This is a genomic window from Brucella sp. LJL56 (assembly GCF_054871705.1).
Map to the genome: position 1 here is coordinate 1 of NZ_JBTXLQ010000013.1, position 24,352 is coordinate 24,352.

A 24,352-nucleotide genomic window follows, 5' to 3' on the forward strand; every position below is an offset into this window, starting at 1 on the left:
GCGCATGAACCTCAAAAAGCAAAGGAGAAAACCGGAACCTTGACCAATACCGCAGACCCAAACAATACTTAAAGAGCGGGTCAAATCTCGGTGGAAAAACCGGGTCAGTTCTTAGCGAAAATCAACACGTTGTCGGCATGCAGACGCTCAAGGCCTCTGCGGTCGAGCCTGTCGTCGCTGCACAATGGGAAGAGAGACTGGCGGCGTATGTTCGCTCATCTTTTGCCGCCACCATGCTGGCCGCAAAAGGACAGAACGCGATCCAATATGTCAGCAAGGTTACCAATGCCGCATTGCTCCTGTTCGGTGCACAAGCGGTTATTAATGGCGAACTGACTGTTGGTGCGCTCGTTGCCTTCAACATGATTGCAGGCCAGGTATCGCAGCCAATCCTGCGGCTGTCGCAACTTTGGCAGGACTTTCAGCAGGTCCAGGTTTCTGTTTCAAGGCTCGCGGACATTCTGAACGCGCCGCAGGAACCACGACCGAAAGCCACCGTCAATATGCCAGCACCACGTGGTGCGCTGGAATTCAAGTCTGTCAACTTTCGCTATCGACCGGATGCTCCGATCATTCTTAAGGAGATCAATCTCTCTGTTCGTCCAGGAGAGGTCATTGGTATTGTCGGGCCGTCGGGTTCGGGTAAATCTACACTCACCAAACTGATCCAGCGGTTTTATCTGCCAGACAGCGGGCAGGTCTTTCTTGATGGGCAGGATATAGCCCAGACTGATCCAGCGTGGCTGCGTAGCCATATCGGCGTTGTCCTTCAGGAAAACATGCTGTTCAACCGAACAGTTCACGAGAATATCGCCTTCAGCAATCCGGCAATGTCGCGTGAGGCTGTCATCAAAATGGCGCGTATGTCAGGTGCCGACGAGTTCATCACCAGACTGCCGCGTGGCTACGACACGATGATCGAGGAACGAGGAGCCAATTTATCGGGTGGCCAGCGTCAGCGGCTGGCACTGGCGCGTGCTCTTGCAACCAATCCACCCATACTCATACTCGATGAAGCAACAAGTGCGCTCGATTATGAAAGCGAGCGTATCATTCTCAACAATATGCGCGAGATCGTCAAAGGCCGCACTGTTATCATCATCGCGCACAGGCTTGCGACAGTACGCTACTGCAATCGCATCATCGGCATGAAAGACGGGGTCATTATCGAGCAGGGCTCGCATGAGGAACTGGTTTCCCGCCATGGCGGTCTTTACGCGCATCTTTGGCAGCTTCAAAACGGGAGTAACGTGGCATGAATGTCGAACTGCGCCCGGACAGGAACAAATCTAAAAATCAAACAAACGCCAGTGCTCGCAATCGACAGGATATGGAGTTTCTTCCAGCTGCCCTGGAAATCCTCGAGACGCCCGCTTCTCCCGTCCGCATGGCATTTCTCTGGTTCATTTGCGCTCTTGCCGTGACGGCGTTGATGTGGGGTTGGTTTGGTAAGTTCGACATCGTCGCTACCGCACAAGGCAAGATCCAGCCAACCGGCCGCGTCAAGATTATTGAATCTCTTGAAAGCGGGAAAACCAAAGCTGTTCCAGTCCGAAACGGAGACCTCGTCAAGACGGGAGATGTTCTGGTTGCGCTGGACGATACCGAGATAGCCGCAGATCAGATCGCAAAGCTTGGCACGTTCAATGCACTACGCGCTGAGACCATGCGGCGGACGACACTACTGGCTGTGCTTGACGAGTGGAAGGCGCACGGCATCTGGGACCGCGATAGCGGCGGTCCATCTCTTGCTTTTCCCGATGATATCCCGGCGAATGTTCGCCAGAGAGAACAGGCAGTTTTTGCCGCGGACTTGCGCGGGATCATTGCTTCACTCGACAGTCTTGCTGCACAACGTCTTCAACGGCAGGCTGAAATCGTGGGACTGACCGAAGCCATCAAGGCACAGGCTACATTGGTTGAAACCCTGAACGAGCGCGTGATCATGCGCTCGAAGCTCGTCAAGTCCAGTTCAGGTTCGAGAGCTCAGGTCATCGATGCGATGCAGGAACACCAGGAGGCAGATTCTGCGCTTGCCGATAAAAAGGCTCAATTGAAGGCAGCTGAAGCCGCACTGGATGTCGCGACGGCAGAAGGAATCAAGCTTCTGGAGACGCTAGCTGCCGACAATGCGAGCAAGAAACTGGAAGCCGAGCGGAACAGCGATGGGTTGGAACAGGAAGTCGTGAAAGCGAAGAAACGCCGTGAGCTTATGACGATCACGTCGCCAATTGATGGGACGGTCCAGCTATCGTCCATCACAACTGTAGGGCAGGTCATTGCCCCAAATACCGAACTGATGCGTATCGTGCCAGCGGATGCAAAACTGGAAATCGAAGCCTTTCTGCCAAACAAGGATATCGGTTTTGTTGAAGCGGGTCAGCCTGCCATCATCAAGGTGGAAGCCTATCCGTTCACGCGCTTCGGTATCCTGGATGGTCGAGTAGTCCGTGTCTCCGCTGACGCTATCCCCGAGCCGGATGCGCAGCAGATGGAATCGACCGTAGCACAGAACGCACGATCAACTGTACCGACTGGTAATGTTCCGCGAGTCCAGAATCTTGTTTTTCCAGTTACGATCGGTTTCGATGCCACGACGCTCATGGTTGACGGTCGTCCCATGCCGGTTGTTCCCGGAATGGGCGTGACCGTCGAGATAAAGACCGGGCAGCGACGCATTCTCGAGTATCTGTTCTCCCCGCTCACCCAGATAACATCCGAAGCAATGGGTGAAAGATAAACCTCCGATTATCAATCCATACTGGATAAGGAATTCGGAGGACGAGTGGGCATCTAGGTGAGTTTATGCTTGCTGTCGTTCCTTAGGTAGGACACGATGAGACGTCTCTGTCGCGTGTCCAGCATAGGTTGCAAAGTTCTTGACTGGCAATCTACGAGCAAGATTCGGCGACAATTATCGTTTGGTAAGTCGCCTTTCGTTAACGTAAGGGGCGCTTGGCAAAGATCGTCATAAGAGTTCAAATCGTGTACTCTAAACTCGTATATACCTAATTGTGTGGCTCTTGTTGAAGCGTGATAACCAACAAAGCTGTTATGCACATTTCAAGTCGGGGAGTTTGACCTCCCCCCAGATTCGATAACCCATGCCCTCCTTGGAACATGCAGTCATAATCCTCGAATTCATCTCGGCGTGCGTTGTCACGAAATACGACATTTGCCGTATTGTTGGCCCTTTGCCGCTAGCGTAGATTGTATGTTTAATTGGCTTATGCAACCAGATTTTCGTAGCCGTGTTTTTGGCTTCGAAAGGTATACATCTCTGTCGTTGGGAGAACTGGCGTATTGATTTTCAGCTAATACTGGAACATATTCTCCAGCTGCGCTGCCGAATTTGCAGGGTTTAAGCATTGGCAGTCAAGATGAGGGGAATTCCAGTCTTTTTTATGAAGTGTCGTGTGACACATCATGACTAATCTCGTACGTGTGACCGCGGCGTACAGAGATTGTGGGGCAGTAGCGGGACCGGGTGGGGACCGTTATGAAAATCAGGAAGCGTGCGCGTGGGCATCGGTCGTCGGCGGGTCTGCCGGTGCAGTTTGCGGTTATGGCAGGTATTTACCTGGCGGTTGGCAGCTCCTCTGTTTTGGCAGCCGACCCGCCGCCCGCACCGTCGAAAACGTCATTGATTAATCAAGAAGTGACAAATCCTCTAACCGGGAATGCGACTACCGTCACTGCGTTGATCGTCGATCCAGCGGGAACTACGACAGCTGGCACTACCGCATTTGTTCAAACCGCTGACGGATATACGTTCCTGGTAAAATCCCCTGGCGAGGTTTTCTATAACAACGACACGCCGGAACCTGTCGCTTTCGCGGTTGTCTCTATTGCCGACAACAAGGCTGTAATTTCGAGTGCAGAAGCGGCCAATAACATAGAGATTCCGCTTGGTCAGACGACCGCAGTTTTTAATGAAAATTTCAACAGTGCTGGGACTGACGGAACGCTCACTCCGCCGGTCGATGTGAACGGGCCCAATGGGGTAAAGCAGGTCAATTACGGCAAAAATGGCAGCAATGGTCGGGCCGGGGCGCTGTTCGTTCCGCCGTCCTCTGGTGGCGATGGTGCGACCGGACCAACCAACGAGAAAATCTTAACCACAAATGTCAACGCAACCTCCAATGTGGGTTGGGAAATTGGCAGCGTCGGCGGCAATGGCGGTAAAGGCGGCAATTCTTATGCCAGTTTCTGGAGCGGTCGCGATGGTGGTGATGGCGGTGCTGGCGGAACCGTTCTTGCGACGCAGGCCGCATCGAGCACGATTCAGACAAGCGGCGACAACAATTATGGTATTTTCGCCTATAGCCGCAGCGGCGAAGCCGGAGACGGCGGCAGTGGTTATGCTGCACCTGGCGGCGGCACTGGCGGCCATTCCTCCAATGGCGGGCAGGTTACGGTCAACCTATACGGTGCGATATCCACCAACGGAACGAATGCCCACGGCATCTATGCTCTGAGCGTCAGCAATAATGGCGGTCAAGGTGGCGATCAGTGGGGGCTTGTCGGTACTGCGGGTGACGGTGGTTATGGCGGGAATGGCGGGCAGGTTGATGTCAAAACCTTCGCCGGCGCGACCATACTGACAGAAAAAGATTTCTCAAACGGCATTTTTGCACAATCTATCGGTGGTACCGGGGGATCTGCAGGGGCGAGCAGCAACCTGTTGGTTTCGCTGATAGGCAGTGCCGACAACGGTGGCAATGGCGGCGCTGTCAATATCTCGAACGGTGGCGCCATCGAAACGCATGGTTTGGCTTCACGCGGTATCATGGCGCAATCGATCGGCGGCGGCGGCGGCGCTGGAGGTACGGCGGCAGGTCTGGTTGCGCTGGCGCTTGGCGGTGTCGGCTCCAATGGAGGCTCCGGCGGCGCAGTCAGCGTTATGAACACGGGAACCGGGTCGATCTACACGAAAGGCGACGTGGCCGATGGTATCATGGCGCAGTCCATTGGGGGCTCCGGCGGTCAGGGGACGAATGCCTACGGTCTGGTCAGCATCGGCGGCAACGGTTCGAAGGGTGGTAGCGGTTCAGCAGTTTCCGTCAGCAATTATGGGCGTATTATCACCGAAGGCGATGGCGCGCGCGGAATTATTGCACAGTCGATTGGCGGCGGCGGCGGCGATGGTGGGTCGACCGCCGGTATGGTCGCGGTCGGCGGCAGTGGCGATGGCGGTGGTGCCGGTTCGACTGTTAGCGTGACCAATGACGGTGTCATTGTCACAGGTGGCCAGGACGCAATGGGTATCCTAGCTCAATCGATTGGCGGCGGCGGCGGTAATGGCGGCTCGTCTGGTGCAATAGGGGCCTTTGTTGGCGTTGCTATCGGCGGCACAGGCGGTAAGGGTGGTGCTGGCGGTCAGGTCAATGTGACGCTTTCCGACACAGAAGCCAGCCAGCCTTCCCGGATTGTAACGACCGGCGACCGGTCAACCGGCGTATTCGCGCAGTCCATTGGCGGCGGTGGTGGTAATGGCGGCGGTGCTGTCAGCGTCGCAGTCGGTGCTTTCGGTGCTGCTTCTGTCTCCGTGGGTGGAACGGGCGGTGTCGGCGGCGATGGCGGAACCGCGATATTGGCCGGCAGTGGTGATGCCGCTATCCAGACCGGTGGTGCGGACGCGGCAGGCATAATACTGCAATCCGTCGGCGGTGGCGGTGGTAATGGAGGTTACGCGATTTCAGCCGCTGCCTCTGTAGGTCCGGTTTCAGGTTCTTTGGCCGTCAGCGTCGGCGGATCGGGCGCCGCAGGCGGTAATGGCGGTGAAGTCCTTGTCGGCACCGTCGATGGAAGCGGCAATCTGGTTGCGCCGGGCTTCTCCGGTAGTGTTGTGACCACGGGCGAGCGCTCCGCCGGTATGATTTTTCAATCGGTTGGCGGCGGCGGCGGTAACGGTGGTCTCGCGGTGGCTGCAACGGGCGGCGGGTCTCTCCTCTTTTCCGGCAATCTGTCCGTAGGCATTGGTGGCTCAGCAGGAGCTGGCGGCAGTGGCGGATTGGTCCGTGTTTACACGGATTCAGATATTACAACACGCGGCAACAGCTCGTCTGCTCTGATTGCTCAATCTATTGGCGGCGGCGGCGGTAATGGCGGCGGTAGCATTGCAGCTGGTGTTGCGGGCAGCGCAGGCGTTGTGGCAAATATTAGTGTCGGCGTTGGTGGAAGTGGTGCAGGCGGCGGTACCGGTGGCGCGGTCGACCTTATCGCCGGTGGCGACCTGATCCGCACAACCGGTCAGTTTTCGACTGCGGTTGTTGCACAGTCAATCGGCGGTGGTGGCGGTAACGGTGGTTATTCAATTGCAGCGGGGCTTGCGGGTGGTGGCGCCGGTGCCGGAACTGTCAGCGTCGGCGTTGGCGGTTCGGCCGATGGTGGCGGCAACGGCGGCGCGGTGAATGCTCAGGTGGATGCCGTTGTTGCAACGGAGGCAGACGACTCCGGCGCAATTTTGATCCAGTCGATTGGCGGCGGCGGCGGTAATGGCGGGTTCTCTGTTGCAGCCGGTGGTGCTGGCGCGGGTGCCGGTGCAGGCGCGGTGTCTGTTGGACTTGGTGGTTCAGCTGGTGCTGGCGGCAAGGGCGGCGCGGTGACCGCCCATATCAATAACGATGTTGGAACCCAAGGCGAACGCGCCGCGGGTGTCGTTATGCAATCGATTGGCGGCGGTGGTGGTAATGGAGGTTTCTCTGTATCGGGAACCTTATCGGGAGCGGGTGCTGGAAGCGGTTCGGTTTCGGTCGGACTTGGCGGTTCAGGCGGTAGCGGCGGCGACGGTTCCACCGTCACGGCAACTGTCGATGGAAACGTAACGACGGAAGGTAAAGACTCCACCGCCATTCTGGCGCAATCTGTCGGCGGCGGTGGCGGCAATGGAGGGTTCAATGTTTCTGGTGCTGTGAGCGGCTCGGGTGTCGGCAGCGGCGCTGTCAGCGTCGGATTAGGCGGCGGCGGTGGTACTGGCGCAAAGGGCGACACGGTCACGCTTACCAGCAACGGCTATGTCTGGACGCAAGGGGACCGTTCGTCAGGCGTTGTCGCGCAGTCCATCGGCGGCGGCGGCGGTAACGGTGGTTTCGACGTCTCCGGTTCGATTGCCGGCGCTGGAGCCGGTAGCGGAACGGTGAGCGTTGGTCTCGGCGGCGATGGTGCGGGTGGCGGCAACGGTGGCGCGGTCAACGCGACATCGAACGGAGAGATCCTGACAGAGGGCTTTGCGTCATCTGGCTTCGTTGCACAGTCAATTGGCGGCGGCGGCGGTAATGGTGGCTTCAATGTCAGTGCCGGGCTGTCCGTTGCAGGTGTTGGTGCAGGTTCGGTCGGTGTTGGACTTGGTGGTAGTAGTTCTGGCGGGGGTAATGGTTCAACGGTAACCGCCCACACGACGGTGAATATTGAAACGCGCGGCGATGCGTCAACCGGCGTCCTGGCGCAGTCGGTTGGCGGCGGTGGCGGTAATGGCGGTTTCAATATCACGCCAACGGTATCCGGTGCAGGTACGGGATCAGGTGCGATCTCGGTCGGCCTGGGCGGTAGCGGCGCTGGCGGCGGTAATGGTGGCACGGTCGACCTGACGGTTGAAAATGATGTGCTGACCCATGGTGCTCAATCATCGGCGGTTGTTGCACAGTCGATTGGCGGCGGCGGTGGCAATGGCGGCTTCAATGTCTCGGCAGCCGGTACCGGTGCAGGAACCGGATCAGGTGCGGTCGGTGTCGGTCTCGGCGGTAGTGCGGGAGCGGGCGGCACAGGCGGCACGGTTGGTAGCAAGGTCACAGGCAATCTCACCACAATCGGCGAAAACTCGACGGCTCTGCTCGTTCAGTCACTTGGTGGCGGCGGCGGTAATGGCGGCATGAATGTTTCGGCGACGGTTGCAGTCGCAGGAACCGGGGCCGGCGGTGCGTCTGTCGGCATCGGCGGTTCAGGTGGCGCAGGCGGCGCTTCGGGCAATGCCACATCGGTTCTCACCGGCGATGTCATTACGGAAGGTAATGGTTCTGGCGGCGTGGTCGTCCAGTCGCTTGGCGGCGGCGGCGGTAACGGCGGCCTCAATGTATCGGGAACAGTGACAGCAGCCGGTACAGGCGCTGGCGGTGTTGCCGTTGGACTGGGTGGCAGTGGTGGCGATGGCGGCAATGCGGCCGCAGCAGACAGCACGATCAACGGCAATGTCCAAACGTCGGGCGATGATGCGAGCGGTGTGGTCGTCCAGTCCGCCGGTGGCGGTGGTGGCAATGGCGCAATCAATATCGCCGGTGTCGTCAGCCTTTCAGGCAATGGATCGGGCGCGGCCAGTATCGGCATTGGCGGCTCGGGCGGTGGCGGCGGCGATGCTGGGACCGCTGCTGGAAAAATGACCGGCAATGTCGTCACCCAGGGGGATCGTTCGGCTGGTGTAGTGGTTCAATCGCTTGGCGGCGGCGGTGGTAATGGCGGGATCAATGTTTCCGGTGCCGTTAGTCTGGCCGTGCAAAACAGCGGTGCTGTCGGCGTTGGCATAGGCGGATTTGGCGGCGACGGTGGTCACGCAGATACAGCGACCAATGATTTTACCGGTGATGTGGTCACGCTTGGTGTGGATTCGACCGGTGTGCTGGTTCAGTCGGTCGGTGGCGGTGGTGGCAATGGCGGCATCAATATCAGCGGTGCGGTCAGTATTGCGGGCAACGGTTCAGGTGTTGCAGCTGTCGGTATTGGCGGTTTTGGCGGCTCTGGCGGCAATGCTGGCGATGTCACCGGCAGCTATTCAGGCAATGTTTTCACGTTCGGCGACCGTTCGTCGGGTATCGTCGCGCAAAGCCTTGGCGGCGGCGGTGGTAATGGCGGCGTCAATATCTCTGGCGGTCTTTCGGTCGCGCCACAATTTTCCGGATCTCTTGGATTGGGTATCGGCGGCTTTGGTGGCGATGGCGGTGTTGCAGGGTCCGTTGACCAGACGGTGATCGGCTATGTGCAAACATTGGGCGACGGCTCTATCGGCATTCTCAGCCAAAGTCTCGGCGGTGGCGGTGGCAATGGCGGTCTCAATGTCAGTGGCGCCGTTTCTCTGTCGCGTCAGACAAGTGCGGCAGTAGCACTTGGTCTGGGTGGATTTGGCGGTGCGGGTGCCGATGCAGGGGCTCTGACGGCATCGGATGTGACCGGCGGCGTCCTCACCATCGGCGACAGAAGCTCGGCCATTGTGACGCAAAGCCTTGGCGGCGGCGGCGGTAATGGGGGGATCAATGTCTCCGGTACGGTCAACCTCACGCAACAAAGTGGCGGCGCAGCATCGCTCGGCCTGGGCGGTTTCGGCGGCGGCGGCGGCAATGCAGGCGACGTTACGAGCAAAGTCCGTGTAACGGCTGACCATGACAACATCACCACAATTGGTGATCAGAGCATCGGCGTGATGGCGCAGTCGGTTGGCGGTGGTGGCGGTACGGGCGGCCTGAATGTTTCAGGCGCAGTCAGCGTCACGGGTCAATCGGGCGCGGCGGTATCACTTGGTTTGGGCGGGTTTGGCGGCGCGGGCGGCAATGCCGGGTCCGTTGATCTCGATGTTATCGGAACAGTCAATACATTCGGCGACCGTTCTACCGGCCTGATGGCTCAAAGCCTTGGCGGCGGCGGCGGTGTCGGCGGTACCAATATTTCCGGTTCTCTTGCTTTGACCAAACCATCCGGATCAAGCACGATCTTTTCCGTTTCCGCTGGTGTCGGCGGCTTTGGCGGCGGTGGCGGCGATGCGAGAGCTGTCACCCTTTTCTATACAGGCGCGCTGACCGCTCTGCCGCGCACCATTAATAGCGATGGCAGTGTCACGCTCAATGAAACGCAAGGCGCGGATGGTATTCTGGCGCAATCCATCGGCGGTGGCGGTGGCGATGGCGGCCTGAATGTCAGCGGTGGCGTCGCAATCAGCAGCAAGCCCGGCGAAGGCCAATCTGATAACAGCAAGTCCTACGGCGTGCTGATCGGCGTTGGTGGCTTTGGCGGTGTCGGTGGCGATGCGGGTACGGTCGATGTCAATGTCGGGGATGGTAGCACCATCCTTGCCCATGGTACGGGACGTTCGGGCATCCTCGCACAGTCCATTGGCGGCGGCGGCGGCAATGGTGGCATGAATGTATCCGGCGGTATCGTTTCGGACACATCGCTAATCGTCGGTGTTGGTGGTATGGGCGGCAATGCGGGCCGCGCGGACAATGTCAGCGTTACCGCGCGCGCCGACATTCAGGTCACGACGGATCCGAGCGATTTCGGCAAACCGACCGACCAGAGCTTTGAAACAAAACTGCGCGATGTGTTGGGTAACTCGGTCGTCGACACCACAACAGGACTGGTCGATTCATTCGGCCTCAAGTCTTTGTTCGTCGACCTTGGATTGTTTAATAGCGATGACAAATTACCTGACACAGAAGGTTCGGCTGGTATTCTGGCGCAATCCATCGGCGGTGGCGGTGGCAATGGTGGGTTGAATGTTTCAGGCGGTATTGCGCTTAGCAAAGACGGCAAGATCCCATCCATTACATTCGGTGTTGGTGGTTCGGGTGGTGCAGGCAACGTATCGGGCGATGTCAGCGTTGACCACGAAGGCACCATTGCGGTCGAGGGTAACTGGAAGCACGGTATTCTGGCGCAATCTATTGGTGGCGGCGGCGGTAATGGTGCGCTCAATGTCAGCGGACAGTTGAACTGGGGCAGTTCCAACAGTTCCGGCGGTGCAACAGATCTCAGCATCGTTGCAGGTCTTGGTGGCTATGGCGGTGTCGGCGCCGATGCTGGTAATGTCGACGTTGTTTCAAACGGCGACATCACAACGAATGGCTATCATTCCCGCGGTATCTTTGCCCAGTCGGTCGGTGGCGGCGGTGGCACCGGCGGCATCAATGTAACAGCAGTCGCGACCAAGGACAGCACGCCGGTCGGTATCGGCATTGGTGGTACAGGCACCAGCGGCGGCAATGCGGGCAATGTCACTGTCACGAGAGGAACTTCGCTTCAGTCGGCGGGACTGATCCTGACCGACGGCGTTGGTGCGCATGGTATCGAAGCAAGCAGTATTGGCGGTGGCGGTGGTGATGCCGGGATCAACGCAGTTCTCGGTATAAGCAAGACTACTGGCTCCGGCAGCGATAGCGGTTCTGCTGGCGACCGCAAGGAAACCGTCAATGACGGTGTAGATTCGTCGGCGGTCACCGGCATTACGGACACAGTTGATAAGGCCGAAACCTCGACTGGAGGGGGCGGCAGCGGCAGCAATAAAACCGTCAATTCCGCAATCATCGCGGTCGGTGGATCTGCGGGCAATGCAGGCAATGGCGGTCAGGTGGATATCAGCCATTTTGGCGATATTGTTACCCTTCAGGATGGAAGCTACGGCGTCTTTGCACAATCGCTTGGCGGCGGTGGCGGTAATGCCGCGTTCAATGCCGGGCTGGTTTTTGAAACAGGAGATGCTTCCAAGAACAAGGGCTTCGGCATGGCTATCGGCGGCGGTACGGGCGCTGGTGGCACAGGCGGCAATGTCACGGTCGATAATGCCGGCATCGTTGATACGTTTGGTGATGACGCGCACGGCATTTTCGCGCAGTCGGTTGGTGGCGGCGGCGGTAATGCTGGCTATAACGTGCTCTCTACAGGTGGCGAAGATGGCAATATCGGCATCACCATCGGACGTGTTGGCGGCACTGGCGGTTCCGCTGGCGACGTCACGGTCAGAAGCGATAGCCTGATACGTACACAAGGCGATCGATCGCATGCCCTGTTTGCGCAGTCGATCGGCAACGGTGGTGGCAATTCTTCGGCAACATCAGTTTCCTTGACGACACCGAAAGATGGTGACAAGGCCGGCAACAGTTTCTCGGTCAGCGTTGGTCTGGAAGGCGGGCAAGGCGGCACTTCAGGCAATGTGTCGGTCGAAGCCGATGGCTTGTTGTACACGCTTGGCGACGACTCGCACGGCATTTTCGCGCAGTCCGTTGGCGGCGGCGGCGGCAATGGCGGCGGTGCAACCGGCTCGGCCGGGAAGGCCACGTCTTATTCGTTGAATATTGGCGGCACGGGCGGAAGTGGCGGCACGTCAGGCGATGTCGATGTGGCGAGCACTGCTCGCATTGCAACTGAGGGCAGCGGTTCCATTGGTATTCTGGCCCAGTCCATTGGTGGTGCCGGTGGTACAGGTGGCTATGCAAAAGCGGGCACATCTCCGCTTGGTATTATCAAGAACCTGGTTAAAGGCACCGAAATCGGCACGACAACCTCGATTAATATCGGCGGTTCTGGCGGCGATGGCATGTCTTCGGGAGATGTCACCGTCGCAAATGGCAGCGTTCTTACCACCCTTGGCGATAGCGCTCATGGTATCATGGCGCAATCTGTTGGCGGTGGCGGCGGCAAAGGTGGCTTGGTCGAGAATACGATTGTCAATCTTCGCTCGACCATTGCCAGCACGTCGACGCTTGCAATTGGCGGCACAGGAGGCACAGGTGCTGTTTCCGGCAATGTCAGCGTTACGAACACAAGCGATATCGGTACGCAGGGCAAACAGGCGGCGGGTATCTTTGCCCAAGCTGTTGGCGGCGGCGGGGGTGACGCTCAGCATGTTCGCAACATCATTGCTGGTAGCGATGCCGATAATAGCACACGCAATGCGCTGTTGATCGGTGGGGCTGGTGGTACTGGCGGTGCCGGTGGCACTGTGGACGTTTTCAACGCCTTTGACGCTAGAATTATAACCGATGGCGACGAAGGCCACGGTATCTTCGCCCAATCAATTGGCGGCGGCGGCGGTAATGGCGGTGAGGTTCTTTCCGTTACGGTCACCAAACCTGCCAGCACGGCCAATACGGAACAGGGTTTGCAGCTCGGTATCGGCGGGGCTGGCGGCACGGGCGGTACCGGCGGCGCGGTCAATGTCGTCAACGACGGCCTCATCGTTACCCGTGGCGACAAGGCGCATGGTATCCTGGCTCAGTCCATTGGCGGCGGCGGCGGCAATGGTGGTTACTCAATAACCGGTAGCCTGGCCCTGCAGAAGGGAAAGGAAGCCAATCCGACCATGGCGCTGAATATCGGCGGTGCTGGTGGCAGCGGTAATGCGGCTGGCGATGTCACAGTTACCAACACTGGCGAAATCAGCGTATCGGGTGCACAGTCTTATGGCGTGCTGGCCCAATCCGTTGGCGGTGGTGGCGGCAATGGCGGCATGGCGGTTGCATTGTCGCTGAATGATCTGGTCAATCAGGCGAGAGGCCAATCCTACTCCAAGATCGCTATTGGCGGCGCAGGAGGCGATGGCGCAGACGGTGGGAATGTCACGGTCAACCACAGTGGCACGATCCGTGTCAGCGGCGAAAACAGCTATGGCATTTTCGCGCAGTCGGTCGGTGGCGGCGGCGGCAATGCTGCGCTTTCAATCTCCACTCCGGCCGTCATGGCGGCAGATTACGTCATCTCGACAGTGCTTGGCGCACGCCTTGGAACACAAGGCACCGCAGGCATAGTTACGATCAACAGTACCGGCGACATCATTGTCACCGGTGCCGGCAGTCAGGCCATATTCAGCCAGTCGGTCAATGGCGGCGGCGGCAATGTGGATACATTCCTCGATTTCGCGGCGGCTTCTGAAGAAGGCGCGGGCGGCGCATCAGTCGCGTCCTTGAGCAGCTCGTTGTCGCTGGGCGGCAATGACGTGGATGGAAATGCAGGAGCATCGGTGAACCAGACGCACCACGGTGATATCGTCACTACGTCTGATCGTTCGGCGGGCATGTTGCTCCAGAGCATCGGCGGCGGCGGCGGTATGTCGATGACGACGCTCGGCGCGCTCAGCAATGGCGATATCGCCCTGAGCGCGATGCTGGGCGCAATCAACACAGATGATGCTTCAGGCGGCGATCTGGTTGCCAACCGTGTTGGAGATGTCACGACACTCGGCAATCTTTCCAGCGGCGGTCTCGCGCAATCTATCGGCGGCGGCGGTGGGCGCATGATCATTGCAGGTGCATCAGGTAGCGGAAGCTCCGGTCAGCGCAATGCAGTGGTTACGCTCGGCGCTGATCCATCCTTCCGCAACAATGGCGGCGATATCACCCTAAACCTGAGCGGCACAGTCAGCACGCTGGGCGATAATGCCAGCGGTCAGATCGTCCAGTCCATCGGTGCCGGCGGTGGTGAAGTCTATCTGACCAGCCTCGATCAGGCCACGATTAACCTTGGTGCAAGCGATGGTTCAACCGGCGATGGCGGAGCCATCACCCTCCAGAACAGCGGCGATATCACTACAACAGGTGACCGCTCCCACGGCTTCGTTCTGCAAAGTATTGGCGGCGGCGGTGGTCTGGTTGGAACGGATCTGGCGCCATCGGCGGTCAATCTGGTGCTGTCGGATAATAATGGCGGTAGTGGCGGCGCAATCGATTTCACCAATAACGGCAACGTCATGGTGATGGGTAAGGACTCGATCGGTGTATTGGCACAAAGCCTTGGCGGCGGCGGCGGCAGTGTTGATGGCTTGTTCCATGGTAGCGCTGGCGGCGCAGGCCGCGGCGGAAGCGTTGCGCTTGATCTGACAGGAAATATTCTGTCGCTTGGTGAACGCGGCATTGCCGTACTGGCACAATCTCAAGGCAAGGACGGCGCAGGTAATATCGATATTGCACTGAACGGCGTTATTGTCGGTGGCAGCGACGGACGTTCCGCCGATAGCGTCGCCTCCAAAACAGCTGCCATCATGATCGATGGGGGGAGGGCCAATACGCTGTCTCTTTCTTCCGACAGTTTCCTGATGGCGCTCAATAATCGTATCATGAGTGGAGGAAGCGGTTCCGAACAAGTGACGCTGAATGGCCGCGCGGTTGGTAACATCGATCTCGGTGGCGGCACCAACAGCGTAACGGTTCAGCAAGGTGCAACCTTCTACGCCCAGGATGAAGTTAATCTTGGCGCGTCGGGTCAATTGACTATCGACGGCAATCTTTCTCTGGGCGGCGTCGCTTATTACGTGCCTAATACGGCCTTGAGCGCCCGTATGGCTGCTTCGGATCTGCAGGTGACCGAAAATGTCAGCCAGACGACCGCAGTCAATGGTTCTTTGACATTCGGTAGCACGGCGGCCTACACGGCAGATGTCTATTTCCGTCAGGATACAGCCGCTGGCGGCGGGAGTGATCTGATCAATGTCACCGGCAATGCCACCATTGCCGGCACAGTGAATCCGGTGCTCCATCAGTTGGATCGTTTACGTCCGCTGGTGTTCATCAATGCAGGCGGAACAACCGCCAATGCCGGTACGACGGTGCTCGGTACAGCCGTGATGAGCTATGAAATTGGGTTGAATGGACCGACTGGTGACGGCAGCACAATCGACCTCATCCCGCATGCCGATTTCCATATGCCCGGCATGAACCGCAATCAGACCAAAACCGCAGAACATATCGCGCGGGTGCTGTCGGGACAGGGTTCAACCAGTATGGGACCGATGTTCGCACTGATTGCCAACATGCAGACCAGTGCCGAAGTGCTCAATGCGGTCGACAATCTTGGTTCGGAGGACTATGCCACGACGCAGGTTGACGCCTTGCAGTCAGGTTATCGCTTTGCACAAACGATGGCTGATTGCGGCTACGACAATTTCGCAGCCCGTATGGGGGATGATCACAGTTGCTACTGGCTTACAGGCAGCGCCAGCACGTTGGATCGGGACTCGTCGTTCCAGTATAGAAGTTTCGATACGCAGACCACCGGTCTATATGCCGGTGTTCGTATGCCTCTCAAGGAAGATCTCTATCTGGGCTTCGGAACGGGCTTTGAAGATTTCAGTCTGACGAGCGGCGACCGCTTTTCGGCAGACGGCCAACGGGCAATACTGGGTGTATCTCTGTCAAAGTATAAGGGTCCGTGGGAGCTTTACGGCATTCTCAATGGCGCGACAGCGCAATATGACAGCACACGTCTGATCGATATTTATGGTGCTTTGCCCGGTGGCGATCTCGTAATCGGGGGAACAGCGACCGCGAAGCAACGGATCAGTCAGGCCAATTTCAGGCTAGGATCCGCCTATCACTATCGACCCGATGGTGGTGCTGTCTATCTGCGACCTGCGCTCGATTTCGATGCCAGCTATCTCTATTCGGGCAGTGCTTCGGAAAACAACACCAACTACGGGTTGGAACTGGACAGCACGGGTCAATGGGTGTTGGCGGTCACGCCGTCGCTTGAAGTGGGCGTCGAAACACAGATCACCAGCACATTGTGGATGCAGGCTTATCTGCGCGGCGAGGTCAGCTTTGCCAATAAGAATGACGTCTTCATCAACGCAACCTTCGCCGGTGCGAGCAGTGCGGACGGCACATTCCGCAATTATAGCCAGACTGGCGATCTGACCGGACGTGTGGATACTGGTCTGACATTTTACGATGCCAAGAACACCACACGTTTGACCTTTGGTTATCAAGGCCAATGGAGCGACGACACGGTTGGTCACACGGCCACCGTGAATCTGGGCCTGCGTTTCTAGAATATCCGTGAGAGAAGAGAGACCATGAACCGATTGACTGCAACGATGATCGCTATGACTGCAATGATGGGCTGCGGTTCCACGGCTGCCTTGGCGCAGGTTCCGCCAGCTGCGGCGAGTGATACGCAACAAGCCGACCAAAACGCCGTTCCGGCGACACCACTCTGGCTGATTTCATGCTCCAACCAGCTACAGCCGGAGCAGCTCTTATGTGAAGTTTCCCAAAGCATCGTGATGCGACAGGGTAATCAAAGCCAGCGCGTGGCGACCGCATCGTTCTCCCGCGTGGTCGGCAAGCCTGAAACCAACGCTGCGTTCACTTTGCCGTACGGGGTCAGTTTGACCGATCCTGTCAAAATTCTGATAGATGAGAAGCAGGTGGGTTCGCTCACATGGAAAAACTGTGACCAAGGTGGCTGCTATGCCAGTGCGAAGGTGGATGCCCAATGGTTGGGGGCGCTGCGCGGCGGAAAGACAATGACGACGGCGCTCAAGTCGCGTGATGGAAGGGACCTGGTATTTTCATTCCAGCTTGACGGGATTTCGAAAGCTGAAGACATGTTGCCCTGACAGCTATATTTACGTATCAGTCTCTGTTCAGAACAGGAGCGTGATTACGGATTTTGGCACAAGGATAAGTATAGGAAGAAGCCACGTGTTGACGCAGAAGCAACTATGTTGCAAGTTCAAAGAATTGCGATTGCACTTTGGTTGAGCGTTGATGCTCAATTGTTTACGCATCATATGAACCGATTCGCAGCCGGATTAGTTGACCCGGAAACGACATCGATCTTGATGGCAGGCCTGGTTCGTATCTATTGCCTGTTTCGACGATGATCCTGATCGACGATATTGTTTATTTGCGCCAAACTTTGTGACAATTGCCTTCCGGCCCGGCATCATCAATAATTGGTGCTGAGATTGATTAAAATAGCCTCCTCCGCGCATCGAAAGCTCGCTGTGGATGAAGGGCAGAACTGTCAGATCCTGTCATCCTTACCGAACAGCTGCGATAAAGCCTATTTAAATCGCCCATAAATGGAATTGGTTTAATGGTGGCTTTTCGTGATTGAGGAGGGAATATTAATCCTGAATGAGATGTTTCTTGTTTTTTCAGTCTCGAACCTGACGGATGATAACATAGCACTGCCAGAACCAAACCGGGTAAATGCAGCAACCTCAAAACAGAGCCCCGTTCGCGCACATCCGTTTTGGTCGATACACCGATGATCACCCGAGCGCCAAAAGGTCTGCCTTCACCAATAAGATAGAATCTAGCTCGACTGCTGTTCACCTGCGCCAGAGAAAGAGAAAGCTTCGGACTGCTCCATTCATCAGTCTTTGGTTCAAATTGTAATCCGGGTCGCTCGTCCCCAAAAGGAGACGCGGCAGCAGGAACCCATTGATACTGCCCAGAAACAACATTGCCTGTACTTCCGGGTCCTGGACATGGAATTCACCGGCCAGCGTGCGCTGTTCAATGTATGTCACCATTCTGTCAAGGACCTGACCAGTCTGTTCTGACTTCAGGTTGACGCCGATTTCGGGCATCTCCTCCACGGCCTGGATCATGGCGCGCAATAGCTTGGCCATTTCAAGGTCGAGGAAGTTATCTGCAACAATGCCGGCGATCACTGGTAAGAGAATTTCTGGTTCGCTTTCCCATGGCGCATTTTCGAGCCGGGTGCGAATTTTCTCGCGTATGTCCTCAAACGTCGCCTTGAGCAGAACCTGCTTGCTACCGAAACGATTATAAAGGGTTTGACGGGTCAGGCCTGCTTCAGCTGCAACCAGTTCAAGGCTCACCGCAGAACCATACCTGGATAGCATTTTTCGCGTGGCGTCAAGGACGCAGGTGGTGCTTACATTCATTTTTCGATCCATTTACGCCCCTTCGTCCGCACTTTCGACGACATTACAGAGTTTTAATTTTACTTTACTGTAAAGTCAAATATTTTAGGAGAATGGCTGGCTTCGCGGCGGGCACTGGCAGCCCGCCCTAAGAAAGAGACTTGCGCATGAAACTTGGTAAACGAGGAATAATGACACTCGCGCTTGGGCTTGCTGCAAGCGCTGTAATTCTTGGATGGCACGGACTGCTGCATCAGACAGTGGCGGAAAATACTCCAGAAACAAGTATCGCCGCTCCTGCAAGTGCGATCATTGTTGAGGCGGCAACGGCAGAAACACGAGATTTAAAAAAGCTCCTTTCAGCGGTCGGCACGTTACGCGCCAAGGAGTCCGTCATACTGGCCCCGGAGATCGGCGGCCGGGTTGAAAAGATACTGTTCGAGGAAGGGCGTCCAGTTGAAGCCGGAACAATTCTCTTTCAGCTCGATACTTCAATTTTGAATGCCTCGGTGCAGTCTGCCAGCGCTGCACACGAACTTGCCCGTTCAACATTTGAACGAACAGAAGCTCTTTCAAAACGTGGCATCAGCGCGACACAAACACTGGATGAAGCTCAAGCTAACTTACACAGTACTGAGGCAGTCCTCGCCTTAGCCCAGGCGCAACTTGAGCAAGCCGCCATTAGAGCGCCATTCAGCGGAATTATTGGCCTACGCTCCGTAAGCGTAGGTGCCTATGTGACTGCTGGCACCAGTAATCTGGCAAAACTTGAACAAATTGATCCCCTAGTTGCAGAATTTACGTTGCCCGAAGTCGCACTCACCAATCTTTCTGTTGGGCAGGAGGTCTCCATTATCACTGACGCTCTACCTGGCGATCCATTCAAGGGGGCAATCTACGCCATAGAACCATCAATCGAAGAGGCTGGGCGCTCGATCCGCATCAGAGCCATGGTTGACAACCCTGATCTAAAGCTTCGCCCCGGACTTTTCGCACGCATTGAAGTAACGGCAGGCACCAAAAGTGATGCCATTCTGGTACCGGAGAGCGCTATCGTACCGAGCGGCGAGAGCCAGAATGTTTATCGTATCAACACCCAGGACACGATCGAAATTGTCCCAGTGACACTCGGTCAGAGACTGGATGGCAAGGTTGAGATTGTCGATGGTCTCGACAAGGAAGCTCGAGTTGTCACCGCTGGTCAACAGAAACTGCGGGCCGGCAGCACGGTGCAGGAACAGAAACCGGAAGGCTCAATTTAATGTCGTTATGGGAAGTATGCGTTCGTCGACCTGTGCTTGCGACGGTTCTCAGCCTCGTTCTGGTGTTACTTGGGGTCGTGTCCTACGAGCGGTTGACCACGCGTGAATACCCGGATGTCGAAGAACCGACCGTTTCGGTTTCAACAACCTATCCGGGTGCGAATGCGGAAATTGTTGAAAGTCAGGTGACACAGGTCTTGGAAACCCAACTCTCTGGCATTGCCGGTATCGATGTAGTGACCTCGACAAGCCGCGCAGAAACCAGTGCCATTACCGTGCGTTTCACGCTTGGTACCGATCCAGAAGTAGCCGCGGCGGAAGTGCGTGATCGTGTGTCCCGCGCCAGACGAAACCTGCCCGACGAAATAGATGAGCCTATTGTCGCCAAAGTTGAAGCTGATGCACAACCAATAATGTATGTAGCATTCACAAGTGATGCGCAATCAAGTCTTGAGATTACCGATACACTCAACCGGACGGTTGTAGATCGCATTCAGAACCTGCCTGGCGTATCGGAGGCCCGAATTCTGGGCGCACGCGAATATGCAATGCGCGTCTGGATCGATGCCCGCAAACTTGCTGGCTACGGTCTTACTGTTCAGGATGTCGAAACCGCCCTTTCAAGCCAGAACGTAGAAGTTCCTGCTGGCCGTATTGAAAGCCACGACCGGGAGTTCACGTTGCTTGCCAATACGGCACTTAGCACACCCGAAGAGTTCGCCGACATTATTATCAATGTGGTCAATAGTTATCCCGTTCGGTTGCGCGATATTGGAAGGACGGAACTAGGCGCGGCAGACGAAAGGCAAGCAACTGCGAAGCAAGGACAAACCGCCGTTTCCATCGGAATTGTGAAACAGACGACCGCCAATCCGCTAGACGTGACAAACAACGTACGCGCTGTTCTGCCCAGCGTTCAGGAAAGTTTGCCTCAAGGCATGGAGGCGGAAATCACCTATGACAGCTCGATCTTTATTGATCGCTCCATTGCAGCCGTGTTTCACACGATCGCCGAAGCGATCGTGCTCGTCATTCTGGTGATTTTCTTTTTCCTCCGCTCCATTCGCGCCAGCCTCATCCCGATTGTCACGATCCCTGTATCGTTGATCACAACACTCGCAATCATGTTTGCCTTCGGTTTCAGCATCAATACACTGACCCTGCTTGCTCTGGTTCTGGCTATTGGGCTCGTTGTCGATGATGCTATTGTAGTTCTGGAAAACGTGCATCGTCGCATTGAAAAAGGTGAGACACCGCTTCATGCCGCCATCGCCGGCACCGGCGAGATCGCATTCGCCGTTATCGCGATGACTTTGACACTTGCCGCCGTTTACATCCCAATCGCCTTCACAGAAGGCAGAACCGGGCAGCTCTTCATCGAGTTTGCCCTGACTCTTGCTGGTGCGGTAATTGTTTCCGGCTTCGTAGCACTGACACTAACCCCTATGATGTGCGCCAAGCTATTGCGTCACAATGAAAAAGAAAGCCGCCTTTCACGCACACTCGAAGGTTTTCTTAATCGTCTCAACGAAAGCTATCGTCGCATACTTGCTTTCGCCATGCGTCACAGGTGGATTGTAGTTTTGGGCGCAGCCTCGACGGCCGCTCTGGCAGGCTTTCTGTATGTCAATCTGCCAAGCGAACTAGCGCCTATTGAGGACCGCGGTGTCGTTCGAATCGCTGGCACAGCTCCGGAAGGCTCGACACTTCAATTCACTGAGCGTTACGGCAAGGCTACTCAGAACATCATGTCGGATATTCCAGAAATCAGCACTTATTTCTCTGTTTATGGTTTTCCGCAAGTCACAAATTTTGGCGCGTTTGGACTTCTCAAGGATTGGGATGAACGTGAACGCAGCCAACAAGAGATAATACAGTCTATCGGGCCTCAAATAAATGCTATTCCAGGCGTACGTGCTTTTGCTTTTAATATGCCATCACTGACTACCGCCCGCGGCGGCGGTGCAGGTGCCAATAATCCAGTCCAATTTGTCGTGCAATCATCGTCCAGTTTCGAGGACCTTAATCAACTCGTCACAGAATTCGTAGCCAAAATCCGCGATAATCCGGGCCTTACCAATATTGAATCCAATCTCGACCTGAACAAGCCACGTATGGAAATCAACATGAACCGGGAAAAGATCCGCGAAGCTGGTCTTCAGGTTTCTGAAGTTGGTCAGACGCTTGAAACGATGTTCGGTAGCCGTCAGGTAACACGTATCGATCGTGATGGCGAACAATCCGATGTTCTGGTGCAGCTCGACGCAAGTGATCGAAGCACACCCGACTCCATTAATCTGGTAAACATGCGGGGTTCTTCAGGACAGCTTATCCCGTTATCAAACCTTGTAACGGTTAAGGAAAGCGTCGAGCCCGCAAATCTCTATCGCTTCAACAGGCTGCGTTCAGCCACAGTGAGTGCGGGACTTGCTCCCGGATATTCTTTGGGCGAAGCCCTGACTTATCTGGAAACAGCCGCAGAAGAAAGCTTCCCTTCTTACGCTCAGTACGACTTTGAAGGCGAATCTCGTGATTTCAGAAGTTCGAATTCGAGCATTCTGTTTGTGTTTGGTCTCGCGATTCTCTTTATATATCTGGTTCTGGCAGCACAGTTCGAAAGTTTTGTAAGTCCATTTATCATTCTATTGACAGTGCCACTTTCGATTGCCGGAGCCTTACTCGCCTTGTGGTTTGCGGGTGCCAGCATGAATGTTTACAGCCAGATTGGGTTAGTGACACTGGTTGGCCTCATCACAAAACACGGTATTCTTATTGTCGAGTTTGCCAATCATATGCGCGACAAGGGCCACGACATTGCTGAAGCCGTAACAGAGGCAGCTGTTATGCGCCTGCGCCCAATTCTGATGACAACCGGAGCGATGGTACTAGGTGCCGTACCTCTTGCCATCGCCACGGGTGCGGGTGCCCAAAGCCGTCAGGCAATTGGTTGGGTCATCGTCGGTGGTATGTCCTTTGGAACATTGCTAACCCTGTTTGTAGTCCCTGTGGTCTATAGTCTGGTTTCGCGCAATACTGTTGCTCAAGCTGAAAATTCTTCTATCGAATGCACAGAAAGCGGGGCTACGTAAGATATCGAATATTCTCTGTAAGTAGTGACAGAACACAATGCGTTGTCACAGATTCTTGATTACATATCTCGTGGCAGCAGAGCGAAACTCCGGCATCCAATTCAAGTCGCACTCTATGCCATAATCATCCACCCTCACTCTGTTCGCTGGCGCCGCCATGTTGTGAAGGCTTTGCACCCGCCAAATCGCGTTTTTAAGGTTATCGGCATTGATTTGGTTGGACCTTGGTTCACCTAACGCAGCGCAGTGGACATAGTCGATGCCAATTATCTGTAGCCTCCCGGAAGGCTATCAATATTATACGCTGGATATGTGCGGGAACGCGGCAGTGATCGCACGTCGACAGGGATCTCGGTACCACTATCGCTCAACCTATCCAGAAATTCACAAAGTCTGCGGTTCGAGTATCCAATGGTCGTATACTGTGCGATCATTCTTCCAGCCTCGACAAAGCGTTTCCCTTGTGAGCGGCGTTGTTCAGTCTTATCACTCCTGATCTCATATTGCGGATCATCTTCCGACGCGCGATGACGATGACCTTTGTATTTGAAATCCGTCACATGGACCTTAATAATATGCCCACTCACGCGACCGGCTTCTGAGTTCCAGCTCACATGATCTCCAACGGAAAATTTTGACATGGCTTTCCCTCAAAGCGCCTATGTTTGCAGCCGCTTATAATTGAATCTGGACAAGAAGCCTTGAAAATCAACCCTTCGCAAATCTTGCGAATTCATTGATTTCACTTTTTCCGTTTATTATCTGTGCCGTATCCATATTGGATAAGGGGCGACATTTAACCATTTAAAGTTACCACCGAACGAGATCGGCAGAAGGATTCTGGAACACCTTCACTGTTCAGATTGTGATAGATCACTGCTTCACTGGCAATTAATCCAAATATCTTGTCGCTTTATGAGGTATGTATTGAAATCCTGGTTCCGCCTAGCTCTTTTGGCACTGGCTCTTCCAGAGTTCCGGTTATTCATTTTCCTGATGGATAGTACCGGATTTTCTCGCCACAGTAGAGATTACAGAATGACGGATTAACCATATGCGTTTGACGCTTTATACGGACTTTTCGCTCCGCGTCTTGATCCATCTGGCAATTCACGAGGACCGTCTGTGCTCGATTGGAGAAATTGCCAACGCATACTCTATTTCCCACAATCATCTGATGAAAGTCGTCAATGGTCTGGTGAGCGGTGGCTTCATTGAAACAGTTCGCGGCCGGAGCGGAGGCCTGCGCTTGGCGCGTGCTGCGAAGATGATATCGGTCGGCGCCGTTATCCGACATACTGAAGAAGGGCTCCATCAACTGGCAGATTGCCCGGGATGCGCACTTTCACCTGCTTGCGGCCTCACGGGTGTGCTCGCTCAGGGCGTTGAAGCCATGCTTCGTGTTTTTGATAGCTATGCGGTTGAAGACCTGCTGACAGACAAAACGGTGATGCGTCGACTAACTGAACGGAAGCCACCGCTTGGTTTTGACCTGGTGGATTAGCTGTTTGGTTGCGGAACATCATTGGGATGAGGTAGGATGGGCTATTGCTGAAAATGCCTGGCGTTTCGAAACCATGATTAATGAGGCCCTGTGATGATGCAAATCCATCCTCAAGCGCGAACGACCC

The 24,352-nt window shown here is 55.8% G+C and carries 7 protein-coding genes and 2 pseudogenes; 7 read left to right on the forward strand and 2 right to left on the reverse strand.

From position 1 onward, the window contains the following. Positions 1-128 precede the first annotated feature (128 nt). The 4 genes and pseudogenes from ACYSN1_RS21440 to ACYSN1_RS21455 form a co-directional block, all read left to right on the forward strand. A pseudogene (locus ACYSN1_RS21440) lies at positions 129-1,259 on the forward strand (ATP-binding cassette domain-containing protein); the annotation flags it as partial. A 71-nt stretch (positions 1,260-1,330) separates the two neighbouring features. Beyond that, positions 1,331-2,740, forward strand: coding sequence for an HlyD family type I secretion periplasmic adaptor subunit (locus tag ACYSN1_RS21445; protein ID WP_461727521.1), 1,410 nt, complete (start codon positions 1,331-1,333; stop codon positions 2,738-2,740). A gap of 759 nt (positions 2,741-3,499) precedes the next feature. Further along, entirely contained in the window at positions 3,500-16,519 is a 13,020-nt protein-coding gene (locus ACYSN1_RS21450) for a hypothetical protein (protein ID WP_461727522.1), read from the forward strand. A 24-nt stretch (positions 16,520-16,543) separates the two neighbouring features. Continuing rightward, positions 16,544-17,089 carry an invasion associated locus B family protein gene (locus tag ACYSN1_RS21455; protein ID WP_461727523.1) on the forward strand — a complete coding sequence of 182 codons (546 nt, stop codon included), beginning with the start codon at positions 16,544-16,546 and terminating at the stop codon, positions 17,087-17,089. A 720-nt stretch (positions 17,090-17,809) separates the two neighbouring features. Here ACYSN1_RS21455 and ACYSN1_RS21460 read toward each other — a convergent pair. Continuing rightward, on the reverse strand, positions 17,810-18,391 hold the full coding sequence (locus tag ACYSN1_RS21460) for a TetR/AcrR family transcriptional regulator (protein WP_461727524.1): 582 nt from the start codon (positions 18,389-18,391) through the stop codon (positions 17,810-17,812). A 146-nt stretch (positions 18,392-18,537) separates the two neighbouring features. On the opposite strand from ACYSN1_RS21460, the gene ACYSN1_RS21465 reads away from it, so the two are divergent. After that, positions 18,538-19,632, forward strand: coding sequence for an efflux RND transporter periplasmic adaptor subunit (locus ACYSN1_RS21465; RefSeq protein ID WP_461727525.1), 1,095 nt, complete (start codon positions 18,538-18,540; stop codon positions 19,630-19,632). Next, positions 19,632-22,721 carry an efflux RND transporter permease subunit gene (locus ACYSN1_RS21470; protein WP_461727526.1) on the forward strand — a complete coding sequence of 1,030 codons (3,090 nt, stop codon included), beginning with the start codon at positions 19,632-19,634 and terminating at the stop codon, positions 22,719-22,721. The genes ACYSN1_RS21465 and ACYSN1_RS21470 overlap by 1 nt, the downstream gene beginning before the upstream one ends. A gap of 430 nt (positions 22,722-23,151) precedes the next feature. Here the strand turns inward: ACYSN1_RS21470 and ACYSN1_RS21475 are convergent. Next, a pseudogene (locus ACYSN1_RS21475) lies at positions 23,152-23,362 on the reverse strand (hypervirulence associated TUDOR domain-containing protein). 413 nt (positions 23,363-23,775) lie between these two features. Between ACYSN1_RS21475 and ACYSN1_RS21480 the strand changes: the two are divergent. Further along, complete coding sequence (locus ACYSN1_RS21480) at positions 23,776-24,225, forward strand: Rrf2 family transcriptional regulator (RefSeq protein WP_461727527.1); 450 nt, start codon at positions 23,776-23,778, stop codon at positions 24,223-24,225. Positions 24,226-24,352: the final 127 nt, after the last annotated feature.